This window comes from Gelidibacter japonicus (assembly GCF_010725055.1).
GTDB lineage: Bacteria > Bacteroidota > Bacteroidia > Flavobacteriales > Flavobacteriaceae > Gelidibacter > Gelidibacter japonicus.
Map to the genome: position 1 here is coordinate 1 of NZ_BJKB01000008.1, position 19753 is coordinate 19753.

Here is a 19753-nt window from a genome sequence, read left to right on the forward strand (position 1 = left end):
CCTGTGCATATGGTATTGAAAACATGCAAATGCAAGGGGCAATTGCAATATTTACGGTGAACCTGAAAAGAATCCTTAGATTGGCCGTATAAAAAGGAGAATCGTGCAATAATAGCTGGATACGGTGCAATAATGCCTTTTAAGGTTGTGGTAAAGCCTAATCAGCTTCGTCAAAACAGATCCAAAAAAAGAAGCGATAAAATAAATTTCGGTTTATTTTATCGCTTCTTTAAAGTAATCACTAAAAATGAGATGCTTTTTCAGTGGCCTCGTCTATGGGGTACCCTTTTTTTTAGGACTTATTTTATTAGAACTTACCTACAGCAAAGCACACAATCACAAAGATCTTTACAACTGGCGCGACTTGTTTTCGAGTATAGGAATGGGAGTAGGATCAGCAGTCATTGCGCCTCTTGTTAAAACAATTACAGTTATTCTTCTTTTTAGCTTCGTTTATGATGTTTTTAATCCTTTGGTTAACGGCGTTCGCACTAACATAATGGGCTATGAATCTTTTGGATATACGTGGTATATTTGGATACTTTGTATGCTATGCGATGATTTTTCATATTATTGGTTCCATCGTCAAAACCATATGGTCAGATTTTTTTGGGCAGCACATATTGTGCATCACTCCTCTGATAATTTCAATCTCGGTACAGCAGTAAGAAATGGCTGGTTTACTATTTTTTATAAACCGTTATTTTATGTTTGGATTGTAGCAATTGGTTTCCCACCAGAAATGCTTGTGGTATGCTTAGGAATTGAGGCTCTTTGGCAATTTCAATTGCATACTGTGTTTATTCCTAAACTAGGGGTTGTGGATAAAATATTGAACACACACACCATGCACCAAGTTCACCATGCCTGTAATATTGAATACATGGATAAAAATCATGGCGGAATTTTAAATATTTTTGATAGGGTTTTTGGCACCTGGAAAGAGCTTGATGAAAACGTGGAAATAGCTTATGGCGTTACTTCGCCACCAGAGTCCTATAATTTATGGGTGATTTTGACCCATGAATATTCAGATATTTGGCGGGATATAAAAAAATCCGAAAATCTTTGGCACAAGCTGATGTATGTTTTTGGTCCTCCAGGATGGAGTCATGATGGCAGCACACAAACTGTCAAGGAGATTCGTAAGGAAATGGCTCTGAAAAAACGGCAAATGGCCAAACAAAACATCCCAAAGCCTTTGGGGAAAGAGCTCCGGGATGATGTCTATACTTCAGGAATCAAAGTATAGGTTCAACTAATAAAAAGATATTTACTTTTAAAATTTGAATCCGATCTCTATGTCAGATTTGCCTTGTCATGTAATTTTTCAACTTGATCTATGTTCATCAACCTGTATGCCAAAAAATTATTCGACTTTATTTTAGTTGACTGAGTTTTGCCGTCGAATTACGATTTTATAGGAACGTTGCGAAGGTATCTTAACGCCAAAACATGACCACTAACTGAAAAGCAATCATGTAAAATCAAAATGTTTTTTTATTACATTTATGGGCATAAATTCCAACCTCTATGTCAAGATATTTAAGGGGATGTAGTAACTGCATCCAACAATTTGAGAGCTATTATCCTTTTTGTCCATATTGCGGGCAGAAAGCTGGCAATCAATTGACCTTAAATGTTCTCTTCAACAATACCATCAGTAATTATTTTTCTGTTGATGCCCGCTTTTTTAAGAGTTTCATTCCATTAATGGTGAAGCCTGGATACCTCCCAAAACAGTTTATTACTGGTCGGCGCTTGATGTATTTACATCCAGCTCAAATGTACCTGTTCATTTCAATAATATTTTTCTTTTTGTTTTCTTTTGTCAGCCGTGAAAAGGTTGAAGATATTGATAGTGCAATTAAAAAGGACATTGAACAAAGTCATGTATTAAGAGATTCTATTAAGAAATCGTCAAGAAATGTCACAGCAATACAATACCCAATTAAATCAGGCCTCAATAATAAGGATCAATTGATTATGACTGATCAGCAACAAAAGGAGGTGCAGGAGTTGGTTGAAAAAGTAGAAAAGAACTCGTCCAATTCAATTTTTAATTTAACCATAAATGAAATGGAAATAGATTCCATGATTACTGCTGGTGCTTCAGATGAAGAACTTTACAGGAAAATGGGCATGAAGGCGGACGACGGATATTTTACCAAGCGCATGTATAAGCAAATCCTAAAATTTTTTAAAACCAAAAGTGGAGGATCGATCCTGCAAGCTTTTCTTGATAGTATCCCCCTTGCCATGTTTATTCTCTTGCCAATATTCGCATTAATTTTAAAACTATTTTACTTTAACAAAGGAAGGTTTGTACATCATTTGGTCTTTACTTTTTATTTTTTTGCATTCCTTTTTAGCGTATTTAGCCTGTTGGTTATTGCGAATCTGATTTGGAAGGATTTCCCTGGATGGATCATGACTTTGACCATGTTTTCAACTTTTTTCTATTTGTTTTTTGGTGTCAAACAACTTTATGGCCAAGGGTATATCCTAAGTTTTATTAAAAGTAGTGCAATCAGTTTTTTCTTTTTATCAATGGTGCTGCCATTTGCATTATTGATCATGGGATTAATGGCTTTCATGTTTTATTAGCAAAATTAAAAACCTAAACGCAAAGCGTATTGCGTTATATTAGTTGAACTAATCGCGGATTTGTGCGAGATCCAAACCCGAAACCCAATAACGAAGTGCATTAGTTTTTAAAGAGGATGCCATTTGAACAATAGAGATAACCACCTCAGAACTTTAAATTGAAAATTGCTATTGAATTATCCGATATAAATGACTCAAATTCAACATTCTATCCTCTATCCTCTATCCTCTATCCTCTATCCTCTATCCTCTATCCTCTATCCTCTATCATCTAACACAAAACGCCAATTCCCAAATTCTACTTCACCTTCAAATATTTGCGCAGCAAAACACTTATATCATCTGAAACCTTCAACCTATAGATAAAAATGACATATATCAAGGTGATCAATCCCGATTTCAAGACGATATTTACCAAAGGATGAAATGGAAATTCCCAAAAATAGAATACCCCTATCATCACCAAAATCAACAAAGCAACCTTTTCCGTGTTTATCGTAAAAGGCATCATATCAAACTTACGCTTAACAAAGTAAATTTTTATTGTGTTATATACCGCAATTGCAATAAAGGTTGCCAGTGCAGAACCGTTGATGCCATACCTGGGAATAAATATCATATTCAAACCAATAGTAAGAATGGTCAAAATGACTCCAAAAATTAAGACTACTCTATAATAATCGCTATTAAACAAAACCACATTGTTACAACCCATCAAACAATCGTATAGCTTAGCCATACTTATCAAAAATACCACAATGAGGCCGCCACTAAATTGTGGGGGAATGGTTTCATAAAGTGAATTGATATTCAAAACAATCAACAAAAAAATAAGCCCACCAATAATAAACAAGGTCTGCGAACTTCTCACATACAAATCTTCCAGGGCAACTTTATTCTTCTCATTTAGATATTGAGCCGTCAGCGGTTGCAGAATCTGTTGCATCGCTCGAGAAGGGACGACTATCACCGTTGCAATATAGATTGCTACTCCATAATAGGCTACTTCTTCAATAGGAATATACATCCCTAACATAAAACTGTCAATATCCAAAATGACAGTGGCGATTGAACCAGCAATAATAATCAGGAATGAATATTTCAAGATGGGGCTCAATCGGTCTATCCTGTTAAATTTAAAAACTGGCAATCGGATGCTAAAAGCATAAAACATCATAATTAGCATTCTCAGCCCATAAACACCCACAACACTCGCAATAAAGATATCTACCGAAAGCCATTCCAAATAGACACTAAACAAGAGCAACATAATTCCAATACGATGGAAGACTTCTTTCATGAAATTACCAAAGACCGTCTGTAACTGCGTTTTGGACCAAGCAAAAAACACTTCAAAATAAGCCATCGCAATGGCCGCTAAATAAATATATCCTATATAACCCCCAATGATGGAATTCTTTTGTGATAGTATATCAGCAATATTATCATAAACCACCACCCCTATTATCCCGATAGGAATAATGACACTCAGTGGTAAAAATAACATCAGCGTTAAAAAACTATTCAGTGAATTCTTGGTTTTAAACGTAGAATAGAACTTAACAATGGTATTATGGACGCCAAAAGCCATTAACGGCATCATTATCGTGGCGGTTGAAAGCATAAAGGAAATTAACCCATAATGGACATCAGAAATAAAGAACACATATAAATACAAAGTGTTTAATGCACCAATGGCAAACCCAAGGTAAGTGGTAATGGTATTCTTTAAAGATTGGCTGGCAACTATTCCCATAAAGGTTTAAAACTCGAAGATAAGAATTTTGGGCTTTAAGGCAAGGCTTAGATAAGATCTGCCAACTTTTTTGTCAACGCTTTTCTGCCATACTGCTGTAAACCTATAGGAAATGATGCTAACGTTGAGTTTTTGAAATCTTGAAAACGCAAAAAAAGATGTTCCTTCAATTCAGAATGTTCTTCATAATAAAAATAACGGCCCGTATTGGTCGATTTTATAATACGTTCCACATCTGAATCTTTAGGACCAACTGAAATAATAGGCGTTCCGGCCACCATGTATTCAAACAGTTTTCCAGGAATTATGGCTTTGGTATCTTCAGAATCGATTTCAATCAACAATAACAATTGAGATTGTCTTTGATATATCAATGCTTCTTTATGGCTGACATAGCCAACAAGATCAATATTTTCTTTAGGAATGAATTGATAAATTTCATTCAACACATCATCACTGACCACACCAATCAATCGCAATACAAAATCTTGCCTGAAGTTTTGATGCTCTTTAATGAGCTCGCCTAAAACATTCCATAACACTCTTGGATTGCGCTCCGACAATAAAGAGCCAATATGGGCCAAAGAAAATTTCGTGTCCTTCGTTACTTTCGGGAGTTGGTAATTATCATAACCATTTGTGATAACAGTAATCGGTTGCTTCGATTTGGTTTCAAACTCCTTTTTGGTGTTTTCGCTCGTCACGATAATCTTATCGGCAGAGGTGAGTACTTGTTTCTCCATCAGCTTGTGCTTTACAGCAGCATTGACACTCAGTTTTAATTTTTTATGATAACCTATTGTGGTCCAAGGATCCCTAAAATCGGCAATCCATTGAGTGCCTATCATAGCCTTTAACTGCAGACCAATTAAGTGCAAACTATGGGGCGGTCCAGTAGTAATCACAGTGTTTATATTCTCCCTTTGGATATATTCAGACAAAAAACTCACCGAAGGGGTTACCCAAGCTTTTCTGGCATCAGGAATAAAATAATTCCCTCGTACATACAGCATAAGGCGCTGTACAAAACTCTGTTTTTTTTTCTTCGGAATCACTCCAGAACTGATTGTTTTTGATGATTGTCTGGATAGCAATTCAGCCAGTTTATAAGGCTCCTTTATGGGCTGCTTAATTATGGTGACATTTTCAGGAATCTCATCTATCAAACTGGTATCAAGCAATGGATAACTTGGATTCTCAGGAATATAAACAGTAGGATGAATGCCGTATTCGGGAAGGTATTTCACAAATTTCAACCATCGTTGCACTCCTGGGCCTCCTGCTGGTGGCCAATAATAAGTGATGATGAGTACTTTTTTTTGCATATTACAAATTCCATGAAAGTGGAAGTCTCTTATATTATTATCAATTACAATTGATTCGATGAAAACAATCTGAAAGAAATTCTTCTAATTAGAGATGTTATCTTTTGAATCCTGAGATTCCTGCCTTCGCAGGAACTTGAGGACTCCTCCCAAAACCAATAGTCCAAATAAAATGGAACTCGCCAATGCAATCGTACTTCCCGTTTTGACCACTTGAGGTTCAAATTTAAATTCAATGGTATGTTGACCTTTCGGAATAGGCAAACCTCTCAAAACATAATCCACACGATAATGTGGGTGCAATTCGCCATCAATATAAGCATTCCATCCATCAGCATAATAGATCTCTGAAAACACTGCAAATCCATCAAAATTATTATTAGAGTCATACTTTAAGTAATTGGGTTTAAACTCTAATATTGAAATAGTTGACGTCGAATCTATATTATATTTGGATGAAGGTAAATCTTGTGTAGTAACAGCTTTGGTCTTGGTATCCAAACTGTCTAAAGCCACCATTTCTTCATTAGCTGAATGGACTCTTTCCAATTCGGAAATGAACCATGCGTTTCCATTGGCATCAACATTTTCGTACGGGAAAACATTCCCCTTATCATCATCGGCGATAATATATTTAGTGTTGAGCATATTCAACACGTTCATATTATTCTTCGCAATATGAAAATCAAAGAGCTCATTATATCGTCCAAGTTTGGCCGCGTGATAGCCACTCAATGAATTATGGAAATATGATGCCCTAGCAGCGCTTGAGGTCACATCAAACACCCTATAGTGCCCATCATCCTTCAAGATTTCTAAGTCGGCAGCATTGGCTTGATATGGTTTATTTACTTGTATGGCTGACACAAAATTTTCGTTGTTGACATAACGCCTGTCGACATTTACCAAATCAAAAAGAATCAATACGGCAAACACCATAATAAGCGCGTTTTGGGACAATTTCTGCTTTAAAAACAGCCAAATCCCGCCTGCAGATAGTAAAACTAGAAGTAATGTCCGTAAAGTATCATAGGTAAACATCGCTTTTCTATCTGCCTTCAGTGCGTCTATAAAACTCTGACCATATTCTCCATATACTTGTCTATAATAACCGTCATTGACACCAACAAAATCAAAAGACCCTTTCAACAGCAAAAACAAAATTGCCACACCTCCTGAAATAGCAGCAGCAAATTTTAAGGCTTTTAACTTCTCTTCGTCTTTTTCAAAATCATTGAACAAACGCACCAAACCGAAAATGGCCAATATTGGAATACAAAGCTCCAAAATCACCTGAATAGACGTCACTGCCCTGAACTTATTGTACATTGGCACATATTGGATGAAGAAATCGGTTAAAAAACCTAAATTTTTTCCATAGGACAGTAGCAAGGACATGATCACACCACCAACAAGCCACCATTTCAAACGGCCTTTTACCATAAAAAGGGCAAAGACAAATAGGAACAGGACCACAGCACCAACATAAGCTGGAGCTTCAACAATAGGCTGACTTCCCCAGTAGGTGGGTGTGTGCTTCACTTCTCTTAAGGCCTCTATCGGGCTTGCGCCAATACTCGTATAAAATTTATACATTTCAGAATCCTTCCCCACATCTTCACCATTTCCACCTCCCAAAAGTCGAGGAATAAAGAGGTTAAATGTTTCTAAAAACCCGTAACTGTATTCGGTGATGTATTCCTTATCCAAGCCAGTGGACATTTTCTTTGGAGAGCCATCAGGATTGATTGTCAATTCGCTCTTGCCACGAGTGCTTTCCTTTACATATTCCTGAGTTGCCATGATATTTGTGGCATTTAATCCGATAGCTAAAATAACGGCAACCAGCATAATACCCACCGATTTAAAAAAGTGTGGCAATAGTTTCTTTTGATAAGCATCATAAAGATAAACCGCGCCCAATATCAAAACCAATAACATCAAATAATATGTCATTTGATAATGGTTGGCACTCAACTCAAGCGCCATAGCAACAGTGGTCAGTAAAAACCCAAAGATGTATTTTTTTTGAAAAACGAGAAGAATTCCACTCAATACCAATGGCATATAAGCAATAGCATGTGCTTTACTATTATGTCCAACTCCCAAGATTATTATGAGATATGTCGAAAACCCAAAAGCTAGAGCTCCCAACGCTGCCAATTTGAAATCAACTTTGAGTGTTAAGAGTAAAATGTAAAATCCGATAAAATAAAGGAAAAGATAGTCTGCCGGTCTAGGTAAAAAACGCAGGACAGAATCTAGTTTTTTGATGTAATTGTGCGGATATAATGCACCTAACTGGTAGGTTGGCATGCCACCAAAAGCGCTATTGGTCCAATAGGTTTCCTCTCCTGTCGCCGCCCTGAAATCGGTTTGTTGCTTAGACATCCCAATATACTGCATGATATCACTCTGAAAAATCTGCTTCCCACTCAGAACCGGGCTAAAATAAGCTAGTGAAAGTGCAATAAAACCAAGAATTATTAAAAAGTGTGGAATAAACTTTCTTACTGTAAAAGCCATGAAGTATTAAAGTTGATTAGTTCGGGAAAATTAGTCAATTTCTTCGTAATCTATGTACTCTCCCACTTTTTTATCAGAAGATTGACGCTGTTCCGGCATTTTATCAATCACAGTCTCACCTTCTTTGGGACGATTTCTGTCAGGCTGATGTTGCTGGAACTGACCTCCAAAACGCTCCTGCATTTTTTTTGACATATAGCGTACAAAATATGGAGCAAAGATTCTCATAAGAATTTTCACACCATAATACACCAATAATATAATCAAAATGGTTCTCAGAAAACCAGTTAAGGACGCCATTTGCATGATGAATCTAAATTTTCTCCAAAAATACGATACTTCCCATTTAAAAACGGATTTAAATACTTAAAAATTATATAAAATATAGCCGCTTTAAGCGGTTTGGTTGAAAATAACAATTCATTGGCCCTCTATAATTCCATTTTTATCAATCGATTAAAATCAATTCAAAATCAAAAAAAATATGTAGTTTTGAGGCTAATAGATTAGACTATGAAACCTATCAAATTTTCAATAGTATTTTTGATTTTCAGCATTACCCATTTCACTTTTGGTCAGTACACAGAGGTTATCAATTCCAATAGGCCCGGAGTTTCACAAAGTGCATTTGCAGTTGGTCCAAACGTCATTCAATTTGAAGCTGGACCGTATATTGTAAAGGAAGAGCATACACTGTTGAAATACGATGTTTCAGGTTTTGGAGCCGACTTTGCCGCAAGATACGGGTTGCTTTTTGAAGAACTTGAAATCAATGTACAAGGGACATATCAGAATGACACCCAGACACTAAATTCATCAAGCATTCCTTTAGATGAAAAGCGATCCAACTTTAAAAATCTTACAGTCGGAGCCAAATATATGATTTACGATCCTTATAGAAATGCAGCCGAGGAAAAACCAAATTTATACAGTTGGAAAGCCAACCGAAAATTCAAATGGAAATCCTTGATTCCTGCTGTAGCCGTCTATGCCGGGGCCAATTTTGACACTAAGGATAATCCTTACACTGCTCCGGGAATTGAAGGGTTTAGTCCGAAGGTCGCCCTAATTTTCCAAAATAATTTTACAGGAGGCTGGGTGTTTGTGATTAATTTGATAAAAGACAGGATTGGCACGGACTATTCCGATTTTCAATATATTTTAACTCTTACTCATTCGTTCAATCCACAATGGGTTGTTTTCGGAGAAACCCAAGGTATTCATAGTGATTTTTATGCCGATAATCTATTTCGATTTGGAGGTGCCTATCTTTGGAGTAAAAACTTTCAGTTAGATACTGCATTAACCTTTAACACTAAGGATACACCCTCGGTGTTTAGTGTGAATTTTGGGATGTCCTATCGCCTGGATTTTCATCAAGACAAAGAGATTGACAATGGCAATTCTGCCAAGGACGAATTGCGGCGTCAAGAACGAAAAATCCAAAATGAAAAAGAAATCGAGTCAAAAAAGAAAAAGAAAAAGGGCAACCTATAAGACCACTTTATGATTACAATTAAAGAAGCAAGCACACCAAAAGACTTAAAGGCATTTGTAAAATTTCCCTTTGAACTTTATAAGGATTCTGTTAATTGGGTACCTCCGATTATCAAACAGGAAATGGAGACTTTCAATAAAAAAAAGAATCCCATATTCAATGACGCCGAGGCCACCTTTTTTTTGGCCTATAAAAACAATGAGATTGTCGGTAGGGTTGCAGCAATCATTAATTGGCTTGAAGTCAAAGAACAAAAACAAAAGAAAATGCGCTTTGGTTGGTTTGATGTCATTGACGATATTGAAGTCACAAAAGCTTTATTGGTGAAAGTACATGAGATTGGAAAAGCCAACAACCTCGATTTTGTTGAGGGTCCTGTAGGCTTTTCCAATCTTGATAAAGTAGGTCTGTTGACTGAGGGTTTTCAATATTTAGGAAGTATGATCACCTGGTATAACTACCCTTATTATGTTGACCATTTCAAGGAATTGGGGTATGCGGACGAGAAATTATATTCTGAAAGTCGTTTTCCGTTCTCCAATGTTGATCCCAATTTATTTCTCAAGGCCCAAGAACTGATCAAAAAACGCTATGGGCTTCAAGCATTGGGATTCACTAAAACAGAAGAAGTGATGCCCTATGTTGATAAAATGTTTGATCTTTTCAATCACACCTATGCATCCTTGTCTTCATTTGTGGCCATTACAGATATTCAAAAGGAATATTTTAAAAAGAAATTCATCAGCTTCGTCAATCCTGAATACATCAAATTTGTCGTTGATAAAAATGATGATTTAGTGGCCTTTGCCATTGTCATGCCTTCTTTTGCAAAAGCATTGCAAAAAGCAAACGGCAAATTATTTCCTTTGGGCTTTAGACATATTTTACATGCAAAAAAACACAGTAAAGACGTGATTTTTTATTTAATAGGCATCCTTCCGGAATATCAGAACAAAGGGGTTACTGCAGTTATTTTTAATGAATATTATTACGAATTCAGAAAAAAAGGAATACAAAACTGTATTCGAACTCCAGAATTGGAAGATAATATAGCGATCCATCAGATTTGGAAGCATTTTAAACCTGAAGTTTATAAACGCCGAAAAACGGTGCGAAAGGATATTCAGTAATCAAATTTCAAATTGAAAACCACCAAACACCAAAAGTATAGTTCCGAATTGAACCTTAATTGAGTATATAAAACTAAAAATCCCAATTGTTTAATTGGGATTTTTGATTTATTTATGAAATTTCGAGTTTACTCACCCATCGCCGCAGCAACTGTTGCCGATAAACGTTTATAGGTTCCATTTTCCAAACGGGTTCTAATGGCGTCAAACGCATCTAATGTTTCATTGATATCATCAATATCATGCGTCGCTGTTGGAATCATTCTCAATAAAATCAATCCTTTCGGAATTACTGGATATACAACAATCGAGCAGAAAATTCCATGATTTTCCCTCAAATCCTTTACCAAGGCCATGGCTTCAGGAATACTTCCCTTCAAATAAACAGGCGTAACGCAGCTTTGTGTTGTACCAATATCAAATCCTCGTGATTTAAGTCCAGATTGCAAAGCATTGGTATTTTCCCAAAGCTTTTCTTTCATTTCTGGCATGGTTCTTAACATTTCCAATCGTTTACGTGCACCAACCACCAACTGCATTTGCAGTGATTTGGCAAACATTTGCGAACGTAAGTTATATTTCAAATAGTCTATAATTTCTTGATCTGCGGCAATAAAAGCCCCTGTACTGGCCAAAGACTTGGCAAAAGTTGCAAAATACACGTCAATGCCGTCTTGAACGCCTTGCTCCTCACCTGCTCCGGCTCCTGTCTTACCAAGTGTTCCAAAACCATGGGCATCATCAACCAAAAAACGGAAGTTGAATTTTTCTTTAAGCGCTACAATTTCTTTCAATCGGCCTTGCTCTCCACGCATTCCAAATACACCTTCTGAAATGACTAAAATTCCACCGCCGGTTTGTTCTGCCATTTTAGTGGCACGCTCCAAGTTCTTTTCCAGACTTTCAATATCATTGTGCTTATAGGTAAAACGTTTTCCCATATGTAAACGTACGCCATCAATAATACACGCGTGCGAGTCCACATCATAAACGATAATATCATCTTTAGCTACTAAGGCATCAATAGTTGACACCATTCCTTGATATCCAAAATTCAAAAGATAAGCCGCTTCCTTATTTACAAACTCCGCCAATTCGTTTTGTAAAGTCTCATGAAGTTCAGTATGTCCAGACATCATTCGAGCTCCCATCGGGTATGCCGAGCCATAATCTGCTGCCGCTTGGGCATCTGTCTTTCTAACTTCAGGATGGTTTGCCAATCCCAAATAATCATTGATGCTCCAGGTAATTACATCCTTACCACGGAATTTCATACGATTTGAGATTTGACCTTCCAGTTTTGGAAACACAAAATAGCCTTCAGCCTGAGAAGCCCATTTTCCGAGAGGACCTTTATCTCTGTAAATTTTATCAAATAAGTCTTTCATGTAATGTTACTGTTTTTAGGAAATACGCTGCCATTTCAACAACCCTTAGAAATGGTTTATGAACAATGGCGTCATCATCTTCGATTAGCTTAATTAGTTTGGACAAAATTAACTAAATATCTTTTCATAGCATAATTAAGTTATAAACCGCTGTTTATAAGATTCTCGTCTACAAAAAATCCTACAACAAAGTCATCAAGTTATAGGATTGTATCTGTGGTTTTAGTTATTTTATATATTGAATAGTTTCTATTGTAGAAACCTTTTTACTGTCAAAAAAGCCTTGTTCTTCCATCCATTTATCACTATAAATCTTACTCATATAGCGAGATCCATGATCTGGAAAAATGGCTACCACCTTATCCCCAGCCTTAAATTCGCCTGCTTCATTCAGTTGTTTTATGGCCTGCATGGCAGCACCACTGGTATATCCAACAAACAAACCTTCAGTACGGGAAATTTCACGCGCGGCATGCGCACTTTCTTCATCGGTAACCTTGACAAACTCATCGATGATATCAAAATCAGTGGCCGTAGGGATTAAGTTCTTTCCTAAACCTTCAATTCTGTATGGATAAATTTCATCGTGGTCAAACTCACGGGTTTCGTGATATTTTTTCAGAACAGAACCATAAGCATCTACGCCTATAATTTTAATATTTGGATTTTGTTCTTTTAAGTATTTTGCGGTTCCAGAAATAGTACCACCAGTGCCACTACAAGCAATCAAATGCGTGATGTGACCTTCCGTTTGTTCCCAGATTTCCGGACCGGTACTGTGATAGTGCGCATCAATATTTAGTTGATTAAAATACTGATTGATATATATAGAACCTTTTGTTTCTTCGTGCAGTCGTTTTGCAACCTCATAATACGACCTAGGGTCGTCAGCACTCACATGCGCAGGACACACATAAACCTGTGCTCCCATGGATTTTAGCATGTCAATTTTATCGGCGGATGATTTTGAACTTACGGCAAGAATACATTTATATCCTTTGATGATACTCACCATGGCAATACTAAAACCCGTATTCCCTGAGGTCGTCTCAATTATGGTATCACCTGGCGCCAAGATTCCTTGTCGTTCCGCTTCTTCTATAATGTGCAGTGCAATGCGGTCTTTTGAAGAGTGACCTGGATTGAAAGCCTCTACTTTAGCAAAAAATTCGCCATCATAGTCGGCTGTCATTCTGTTTAATTTGATAAGGGGTGTATTGCCTATGAGTTGCAGTACGTTATCAAATACCTGAATATTTTTCTTCATAAATGCTATTTACCGATTACAATTTAGAAAAATGTAATCTAAAACCTTGCAAAAATACGATTTTTTTTCCAATTAGGAATCAATATTCTCTAAATCTAACAAAAAGGCGTACTCTTCTGCATCCTCCCTTAAAGCTTCAAAACGTCCAGACGCCCCACCATGCCCAGCTTTCATATTAGTTTTTAAAAGTAATATATTATTGTCTGTTTTATATGCTCTTAGTTTGGCTACCCATTTGGCCGGTTCCCAATATTGCACCTGGGAATCATGGAGTCCGGCCGTTACCAAAATATTAGGATAATCCTGCCTTTTAACATTGTCATATGGCGAGTAGGACTTCATATAATCATAATAGGTTTTATCATTAGGATTTCCCCATTCGTCATATTCTCCTGTGGTCAATGGGATTAAATCATCCAACATGGTGGTCACGACATCTACAAACGGAACCGCAGCAATAACCCCTTTATAGAGTTCTGGTGCTTCATTAATAACGGCGCCAATCAATAATCCACCGGCACTTCCGCCTAGGGCGTACAGGTGTTCAGATGATGTATAGTTTTCCGAAATCAGAAATTTGGAGCAAGCAATAAAATCGGTAAAGGTGTTTTTTTTCTGAAGCAGTTTTCCGTCTTCATACCACATTCGGCCTAAATACTCCCCACCTCTTACATGGGCAATGGCATAAACAAATCCTCTGTTCAATAAACTTAAGCGAATACTTGAAAAATAAGGGTCTATGGTATGTCCGTATGAACCATAGGCGTACAACAAGACTGGGTTTGTACCATCTTTTTTGATCCCTTTTTTATACACCATAGAAATGGGCACTTTTGTACCATCAGTTGCAGTTGCCCAAACACGCTCAGAAGCATAATCGTCTTTATTGAAATTAGGATCAAGTACCTGTTGTTCTTTTAAAATAGTTTTTTCCTTTGTGACCATGTTAAATTCAATGGTCGACGAAGGTGTAGTCATGGAGTTATAGCCGTACCTGAGAATGTCCGTATCAAACTCCACATTGGTAGAGGTATAAGCTGTGTAGGTTTCGTTGTCAAAAGGAAGGTAATAATCCTCAGTGCCCTCCCATCTCTTGATACGAATGCGGTTCAGGCCATTGGAGCGTTCACTGATAACCAAAAAATCCTTAAAAATTTCAATATCCTCAAGTAATACGTCTGCCCTATGTGGAATAACTTCTGTCCAATGATTAATTTCAGTTTCATTCTCCGGAGTTTTCATCAACTTAAAATTGATGGCACCATCCGCATTGGTAACAATATAAAATTGGTCGTCATAATGTGATATGCTATATTCTAATCCTCGAACACGTTTTTGAAAAATCTTGAATTCGGCATCTGGTGTATCGGCATTTAGGGTATAATATTCATTGGTCAATGTGCTATAACAAGCTATGATCAAGTATTTCCTTGACTTTGACTTAAAAACAGCCACGCCAAATGTGTCATCCTCTTCATGAAAAACAAGGGTATCATCCGCAGACGAGCGGCCTAATTTGTGCTTGAAAACTTTATCTGATCGCAGTGTTTTTTCATCTTTAACGGTATAAAACAAAGTTTGATTGTCATTGGCCCAGGTTGCAGAGCCGGTGGTATTCTCAATGGCATCAGAAAATATTTCGTCAGTAATTAAGCTCTTGATTTGCAACGTATAATTGCGCCTTCCAACTGTATCGATTCCAAAAGCTATCATGGAATTGTCCGGACTCACACTCAAGCCTACCAATTTAAAATAATCATGCCCTTCGGCCATCACATTACAATCGAATAACAATTCTTCGGGATTCTCTAAAGAATCCTTTTTCCTAAGATATATAGGGTAATCTTTTCCTATTTCATATTTTACAATATACCAATACCCGTTATACTTATATGGAACCGACTCGTCATCTTCCTTAATCCTAGCCTTCATTTCTTCAAATAACGAATTTTCAAAATCCTTATACTTTGAGGTCATCTCATCATAGTAGTCATTTTCAGCATTGAGATAGTCAATAACCTCTTGATTTTCTCTATCATTTAACCAAAAGTAATCATCCTGACGATTGTCATTATGCGCTGTCAGTATTTTAGGTATTTGATTTGCTTTTGGCGGGTGAATATTTGTGATCATTAGTTTTAATTTATAACGGATTGCAAAAATACTATTTTAAAGAAGAGACGGCAAAGAGAAATTAAAAGAAGCATTTCAGAAACATTAAAAGTTTATTTATAAAATTAAAGACCCATAAGACTTCGAGGCTGTCTAAATCTTTTTTTAACTTTGCTCTAAATTTTAAAACTGAAGGATATGTTTGGAGATATGATGGGTATGATGAATAAACTCAAAGAAACCCAGAAAAAAGTTGAAGAAACTAAAGAACGATTGAACCATGTTTTGGTTGATGAGCAGAGTACTGATGGAAAGTTAAAAGTAACATTAACGGCCAACAGAACCATAAAATCTATTGTTATCGATGATGAATTGTTGCAGGACAAAGAAATGCTTGAGGATTATTTGATTTTGACCATGAATAACGCTATAGAAAAAGCTACACGAATAAACGAAGCCGAACTGGCTGCTGTTGCAAAAGATGGTATGCCAAATATTCCTGGCTTGGACATGTTTAAATAATATTTCCACCACTACTGTTTTATTGAGTGCAGTGGAGAGCAAACATAGAATATTTCTATACTCCCAACTGCACTTAAACTGACAGATAATTCACCTATTAAAGATTTAAAATCAGCAGTTCACTCAAAAATCTGTCGTGCATTTCATCCGTATAATCCAAATGCGTCACAATTCGAAGTTTGCCTCCCCCCATAGTACTCAACCGTACATTTTTGTCTGCCAATAATTTTAGAAGCTTTGTATCATTCTTATTATCAACCAATTCAAAGATGATAATATTGGTTTCAACACGCTCCACTTTTTTGATAAACTCAAGTTTCGACAATAATTGCTCTATTTCCTTAGCCTTTTGATGGTCTTCAGAGATGCGCTCAATATGATGATCTAAGGCATATAGTCCAGCAGCAGCCATATAGCCTACTTGCCGCATCCCTCCTCCCAGGACTTTTCGTATGCGCAAGGCGTTTTGCATGATGTCTTCATCCCCAATCAAAACCGACCCTATAGGACAACCTAAGCCTTTGCTCAAACAAACCGATATGGTATCAAAAATCTGCCCATAATCACGCGCCGTTTCAGGTTTTGCCACCAAAGCATTCCAGATACGTGCCCCATCTAAATGGTATCCTAAATCATGGTCATTGCAGACCGTTCGTATTTTTTTAAGTTCTTCAAAATCCCAACATGAACCTCCACCTCTATTGGCGGTATTTTCAACTTCTACCAATGCGGTTAGCGGACTGTGATAAAAATCGGGTGGATTGATTGCTTCAATCACCTGTTCTGCAGTGAACATGCCTCTGTTTCCTTCCAATAACTTACAGGAAATACCGCTGTTAAATGAAGCACCACCGCCTTCGTAATGATAAATATGTGCGTTGTTATCGCAAATTACCTGATCTCCAGGATTGGTGTGTAACTTCAAAGCTGTTTGGTTAGCCATGGTCCCTGTTGGAAAAAACAAAGCCTTCGATTTACCAAACATATCGGCAAGTCGCTCCTCAAGCTTGTTAACTGTTGGATCTTCTTTATACACGTCATCACCAACTTTGGCACTCATCATCGCCTCCAACATGCCTTGGGTCGGTTTGGTAACGGTATCACTTCTTAAATCTATAATCATCTTTTTTAATTTAGAATATAATCACAATCGTCTGATCCTATCGGTGAACCATCAGGAATACGTGGTGCTGGCTCTATTTTGAACTTCTCAGGATGCTCCCGAAGTTCGGAAATCATACGTGCATATTGAGCGGCATAAAGGTTTTTATCTCGTTTTTTGTCATATAAGCTTTTTGAGATTTCCCCTATCGCATCATATGCCTTGGCTTGTACCTGAAAATATGCCGCGTCAGATACGGCAAGGTTCATAATATACTTTAGGACGTTAACATTTATGGCTTGCTGAACTTCAAACAGGTAAGGATCTTTATGACTTTTACCAAACGAATTTGCAATGAGATCATTAAGTACATCCTCTAATCCTAATTGGTTGTCATCCAAACTTTTTTGTTGTACAAGCCTATTGGCACGTTGCGGATTTAATAAAAACTCCAAAGTCATATCGCTGGCTGTTGATGCAGCACTGAGCGCATCAAACGCAACTCCTGTTTTCCCTGCGAAAGACTCACGAGTTTTACCATAACCAAATGCCCGTGGAGGAAATAATTCCAATTTTTCCTTCGGGATCGCCAAGGTCTCTGCTGAAATGGAAGCTAACAAGGCTATTAATGCATCTTTCTGAATCTTTGCCTCCAACACTTTGGTTATCAGCTGTCCATCTCCCTTAAGCGCATAATTATAATCCATTCCACCAACCAATTTGGAAGTTGCTTCAGTTTGATATCGGTGGAAAAAATAAAGCGGTACAAAGACATCCTCCAAAATAGAATAAGGTTCATAATTTCTGATATTGTCTTTGGAAAAATTTAAGATTGCCTGTTCACGGACTTTCAAGACCCGATCAAGTTCTTCAGATGCGCTCTTACCGTTATCCCAGAGATGGGCGAAAACATGTGCACCACCTGGCGCTCGTGCATCTGAATCTGAAATAAACCGAAGACCTTCATCCTGAGCTTTCTTTAAAATGTCATTGAGTGCCGACTTTTCATCGATGTTTTTATCAAAGTCTGAATAACTATAAGCAACGGTTACTTTATCCCATACCCCAATACCATCGGTATAAGCATTTTCCAAACTGACGTTTCCATTATCCAATGTAATTTTGGGATGAGGATAATCCATAACAGAAGCATCATTGTTGCTACTCGCTGCAAAATTGTGCGCAAATCCAAGTGTATGTCCTATTTCATGTGCACCCAACTGACGTATTCTGGCCAAGGCCATTTTTAGCATAGGTGAATTATTGGTGTCAGAATCCGCAAAAGGCCGATTCAATAAAGCTTGTGCAATCAAAAAATCTTGACGGATACGTAAACTTCCTAAACTCACATGACCTTTAATAATTTCACCTGTTCTTGGATCGACTACGGAGGCGCCATAACTCCATCCACGTGTGGACCGATGCACCCATTGGATCACATTATACCGGCAATCCATAGGATCAGCATCGTCGGGCAACATTTTTACCTGAAAAGCATCCTTAAAACCAATGGCCTCATAGGCCTCGTTCCACCAACGAGCACCTTCCAATAACGCAGAACGCACAGGTTCTGGCGTTCCGGGATCAAGATAATAAATGATGGGTTCCTTGGCTTCACTCATTGCCAATTCCGGGTTTTTCTTTTCCAATCGGTGTCTGATCGCAAATCGTTTTACAATGTTTTCTTCGATTGGTGTGGCATAATCCATATAGGAAATAGATATCGCACCACTGCGAGGATCAAATTCGCGAGGTTTGTAATTATCATCTGGCAATTCTATAAACGAATGGTGTTGGATAACACTTAATAATGACGATGTTGGCGTAACACTTCTAATATTTCGACCTTTGGCATCCCCATCAAATGTCAATAGGGATTCAAACTCTACATTTTTCGGAAACGCTTTAGTTCGCTCTAAGGACAGCGCACTTTTTGATAGATCAACTTTGTAAGTCCCCTCGTTTTGTGCTTTTAATCTTTTGGCAACGCCATGGGCGTCTTCTAGTAAAAATGGTGTTAAATCTATGATATATTTCCCGTCTATAGCCTCCTCTATCTTAAATCCGAATAATACTGATTGTGCAAAAGCTTGCTCTATACTCCGCTTTTCGGGAGCATTATCGGTAATGGCCCTAAAATCCTGATTGGGCTGGACCAATAGGAGTTTATTTCCTGCTTTAATGAATTTAACAATGCGTCTAGCTCCCAACTGGCCTCTATCCAATCCGATGTCATTGGAACCGACACCACTTGCCAAACTATTTACATAAAGAAATTCAAAATCTATTTTATCGACTTCCAAATAGATCTTATCCTGTTTTTCTTCATAATAAAAATTAAAAAAACCTTTATAGGCTTGTACTTTCTTATCCTTCAACACTTGTGAAAATGAGGGACTTGCAATTACTACTAAAATTAGATAAAGAAGATGTTTTTTCATAATGGTCAATTAGCTTATAAAATTACATAAATTAACTTTAAAAAATTATCCCATTATTTCTTTAATTCTGCCTAGTTTT

General features: G+C 37.3%; 14 protein-coding genes. 5 read left to right on the forward strand and 9 right to left on the reverse strand.

The genetic code is table 11. The annotated features are described in order from the left end of the window. The first annotated feature begins 247 nt into the window (after positions 1 to 247). Together G6N06_RS09460 and G6N06_RS09465 are read left to right on the forward strand one after the other, a co-directional pair. On the forward strand, positions 248 to 1252 hold the full coding sequence (locus G6N06_RS09460) for a sterol desaturase family protein (RefSeq protein WP_163516226.1): 1005 nt from the start codon (positions 248 to 250) through the stop codon (positions 1250 to 1252). Between the two features lie 281 nt (positions 1253 to 1533). Then, complete coding sequence (locus G6N06_RS09465; protein ID WP_163516228.1) at positions 1534 to 2607, forward strand: DUF3667 domain-containing protein; 1074 nt, start codon at positions 1534 to 1536, stop codon at positions 2605 to 2607. 298 nt (positions 2608 to 2905) lie between these two features. Here G6N06_RS09465 and G6N06_RS09470 read toward each other — a convergent pair whose 3' ends face one another. The 4 genes from G6N06_RS09470 to G6N06_RS09485 form a co-directional block, all read right to left on the reverse strand. Beyond that, complete coding sequence (locus G6N06_RS09470; RefSeq protein WP_163516230.1) at positions 2906 to 4363, reverse strand: oligosaccharide flippase family protein; 1458 nt, start codon at positions 4361 to 4363, stop codon at positions 2906 to 2908. A gap of 47 nt (positions 4364 to 4410) precedes the next feature. Further along, a complete protein-coding gene (locus G6N06_RS09475; protein WP_163516232.1) occupies positions 4411 to 5688 on the reverse strand; it encodes a glycosyltransferase family 4 protein in 1278 nt (425 codons plus the stop codon). 84 nt (positions 5689 to 5772) lie between these two features. Next, positions 5773 to 8214, reverse strand: a complete 2442-nt coding sequence (locus G6N06_RS09480) for a YfhO family protein (protein WP_163516234.1) — start codon at positions 8212 to 8214, stop codon at positions 5773 to 5775. A gap of 30 nt (positions 8215 to 8244) precedes the next feature. Further along, positions 8245 to 8520 (reverse strand): DUF4834 family protein, encoded by a 276-nt coding sequence (locus G6N06_RS09485; RefSeq protein WP_163516236.1) that lies wholly within the window; start codon positions 8518 to 8520, stop codon positions 8245 to 8247. 207 nt (positions 8521 to 8727) lie between these two features. Here G6N06_RS09485 and G6N06_RS09490 point away from each other — a divergent pair, with 207 nt between their 5' ends. Continuing rightward, a complete protein-coding gene (locus tag G6N06_RS09490; protein ID WP_163516238.1) occupies positions 8728 to 9711 on the forward strand; it encodes a transporter in 984 nt (327 codons plus the stop codon). 9 nt (positions 9712 to 9720) lie between these two features. Further along, positions 9721 to 10842, forward strand: a complete 1122-nt coding sequence (locus tag G6N06_RS09495) for a GTP cyclohydrolase (protein WP_163516240.1) — start codon at positions 9721 to 9723, stop codon at positions 10840 to 10842. Between the two features lie 128 nt (positions 10843 to 10970). On the opposite strand, the gene capB is transcribed toward G6N06_RS09495, so the two are convergent. The 3 genes from capB to G6N06_RS09510 form a co-directional block, all read right to left on the reverse strand. Further along, the gene (gene capB / locus G6N06_RS09500) at positions 10971 to 12230 is read right to left on the reverse strand and encodes a cysteate-C-fatty acyltransferase (protein WP_163516242.1); all 1260 of its coding nucleotides are present in this window, start codon (positions 12228 to 12230) and stop codon (positions 10971 to 10973) included. A 226-nt stretch (positions 12231 to 12456) separates the two neighbouring features. Further along, positions 12457 to 13497, reverse strand: a complete 1041-nt coding sequence (gene capA / locus G6N06_RS09505) for a cysteate synthase (protein ID WP_163516244.1) — start codon at positions 13495 to 13497, stop codon at positions 12457 to 12459. A gap of 72 nt (positions 13498 to 13569) precedes the next feature. After that, entirely contained in the window at positions 13570 to 15630 is a 2061-nt protein-coding gene (locus G6N06_RS09510; protein ID WP_163516246.1) for a S9 family peptidase, read from the reverse strand. A gap of 177 nt (positions 15631 to 15807) precedes the next feature. Between G6N06_RS09510 and G6N06_RS09515 the strand changes: the two genes are divergently transcribed. Next, the gene (locus tag G6N06_RS09515) at positions 15808 to 16131 is read left to right on the forward strand and encodes a YbaB/EbfC family nucleoid-associated protein (protein WP_163516248.1); all 324 of its coding nucleotides are present in this window, start codon (positions 15808 to 15810) and stop codon (positions 16129 to 16131) included. Positions 16132 to 16228: 97 nt separating this feature from the next. Here G6N06_RS09515 and G6N06_RS09520 read toward each other — a convergent pair whose 3' ends face one another. Both G6N06_RS09520 and G6N06_RS09525 read right to left on the reverse strand, forming a co-directional pair. Then, positions 16229 to 17254, reverse strand: coding sequence for a threonine aldolase family protein (locus tag G6N06_RS09520; protein WP_163516251.1), 1026 nt, complete (start codon positions 17252 to 17254; stop codon positions 16229 to 16231). A gap of 5 nt (positions 17255 to 17259) precedes the next feature. Further along, a complete protein-coding gene (locus G6N06_RS09525; protein WP_163516253.1) occupies positions 17260 to 19674 on the reverse strand; it encodes a zinc-dependent metalloprotease in 2415 nt (804 codons plus the stop codon). Positions 19675 to 19753: the final 79 nt, after the last annotated feature.

Coding starts and splice junctions, on each gene's coding strand:
- G6N06_RS09480 (WP_163516234.1), bottom strand. CDS start 8,214: ATGGCTTTTACAGTAAGAAAGTTTATTCCACACTTTTTAATAATTCTT.
- G6N06_RS09520 (WP_163516251.1), bottom strand. CDS start 17,254: ATGATTATAGATTTAAGAAGTGATACCGTTACCAAACCGACCCAAGGC.
- G6N06_RS09460 (WP_163516226.1), top strand. CDS start 248: ATGAGATGCTTTTTCAGTGGCCTCGTCTATGGGGTACCCTTTTTTTTA.
- G6N06_RS09475 (WP_163516232.1), bottom strand. CDS start 5,688: ATGCAAAAAAAAGTACTCATCATCACTTATTATTGGCCACCAGCAGGA.
- G6N06_RS09485 (WP_163516236.1), bottom strand. CDS start 8,520: ATGCAAATGGCGTCCTTAACTGGTTTTCTGAGAACCATTTTGATTATA.
- G6N06_RS09465 (WP_163516228.1), top strand. CDS start 1,534: ATGTCAAGATATTTAAGGGGATGTAGTAACTGCATCCAACAATTTGAG.
- G6N06_RS09470 (WP_163516230.1), bottom strand. CDS start 4,363: ATGGGAATAGTTGCCAGCCAATCTTTAAAGAATACCATTACCACTTAC.
- G6N06_RS09515 (WP_163516248.1), top strand. CDS start 15,808: ATGTTTGGAGATATGATGGGTATGATGAATAAACTCAAAGAAACCCAG.
- G6N06_RS09510 (WP_163516246.1), bottom strand. CDS start 15,630: ATGATCACAAATATTCACCCGCCAAAAGCAAATCAAATACCTAAAATA.
- capA (WP_163516244.1), bottom strand. CDS start 13,497: ATGAAGAAAAATATTCAGGTATTTGATAACGTACTGCAACTCATAGGC.
- capB (WP_163516242.1), bottom strand. CDS start 12,230: ATGAAAGACTTATTTGATAAAATTTACAGAGATAAAGGTCCTCTCGGA.
- G6N06_RS09495 (WP_163516240.1), top strand. CDS start 9,721: ATGATTACAATTAAAGAAGCAAGCACACCAAAAGACTTAAAGGCATTT.
- G6N06_RS09525 (WP_163516253.1), bottom strand. CDS start 19,674: ATGAAAAAACATCTTCTTTATCTAATTTTAGTAGTAATTGCAAGTCCC.
- G6N06_RS09490 (WP_163516238.1), top strand. CDS start 8,728: ATGAAACCTATCAAATTTTCAATAGTATTTTTGATTTTCAGCATTACC.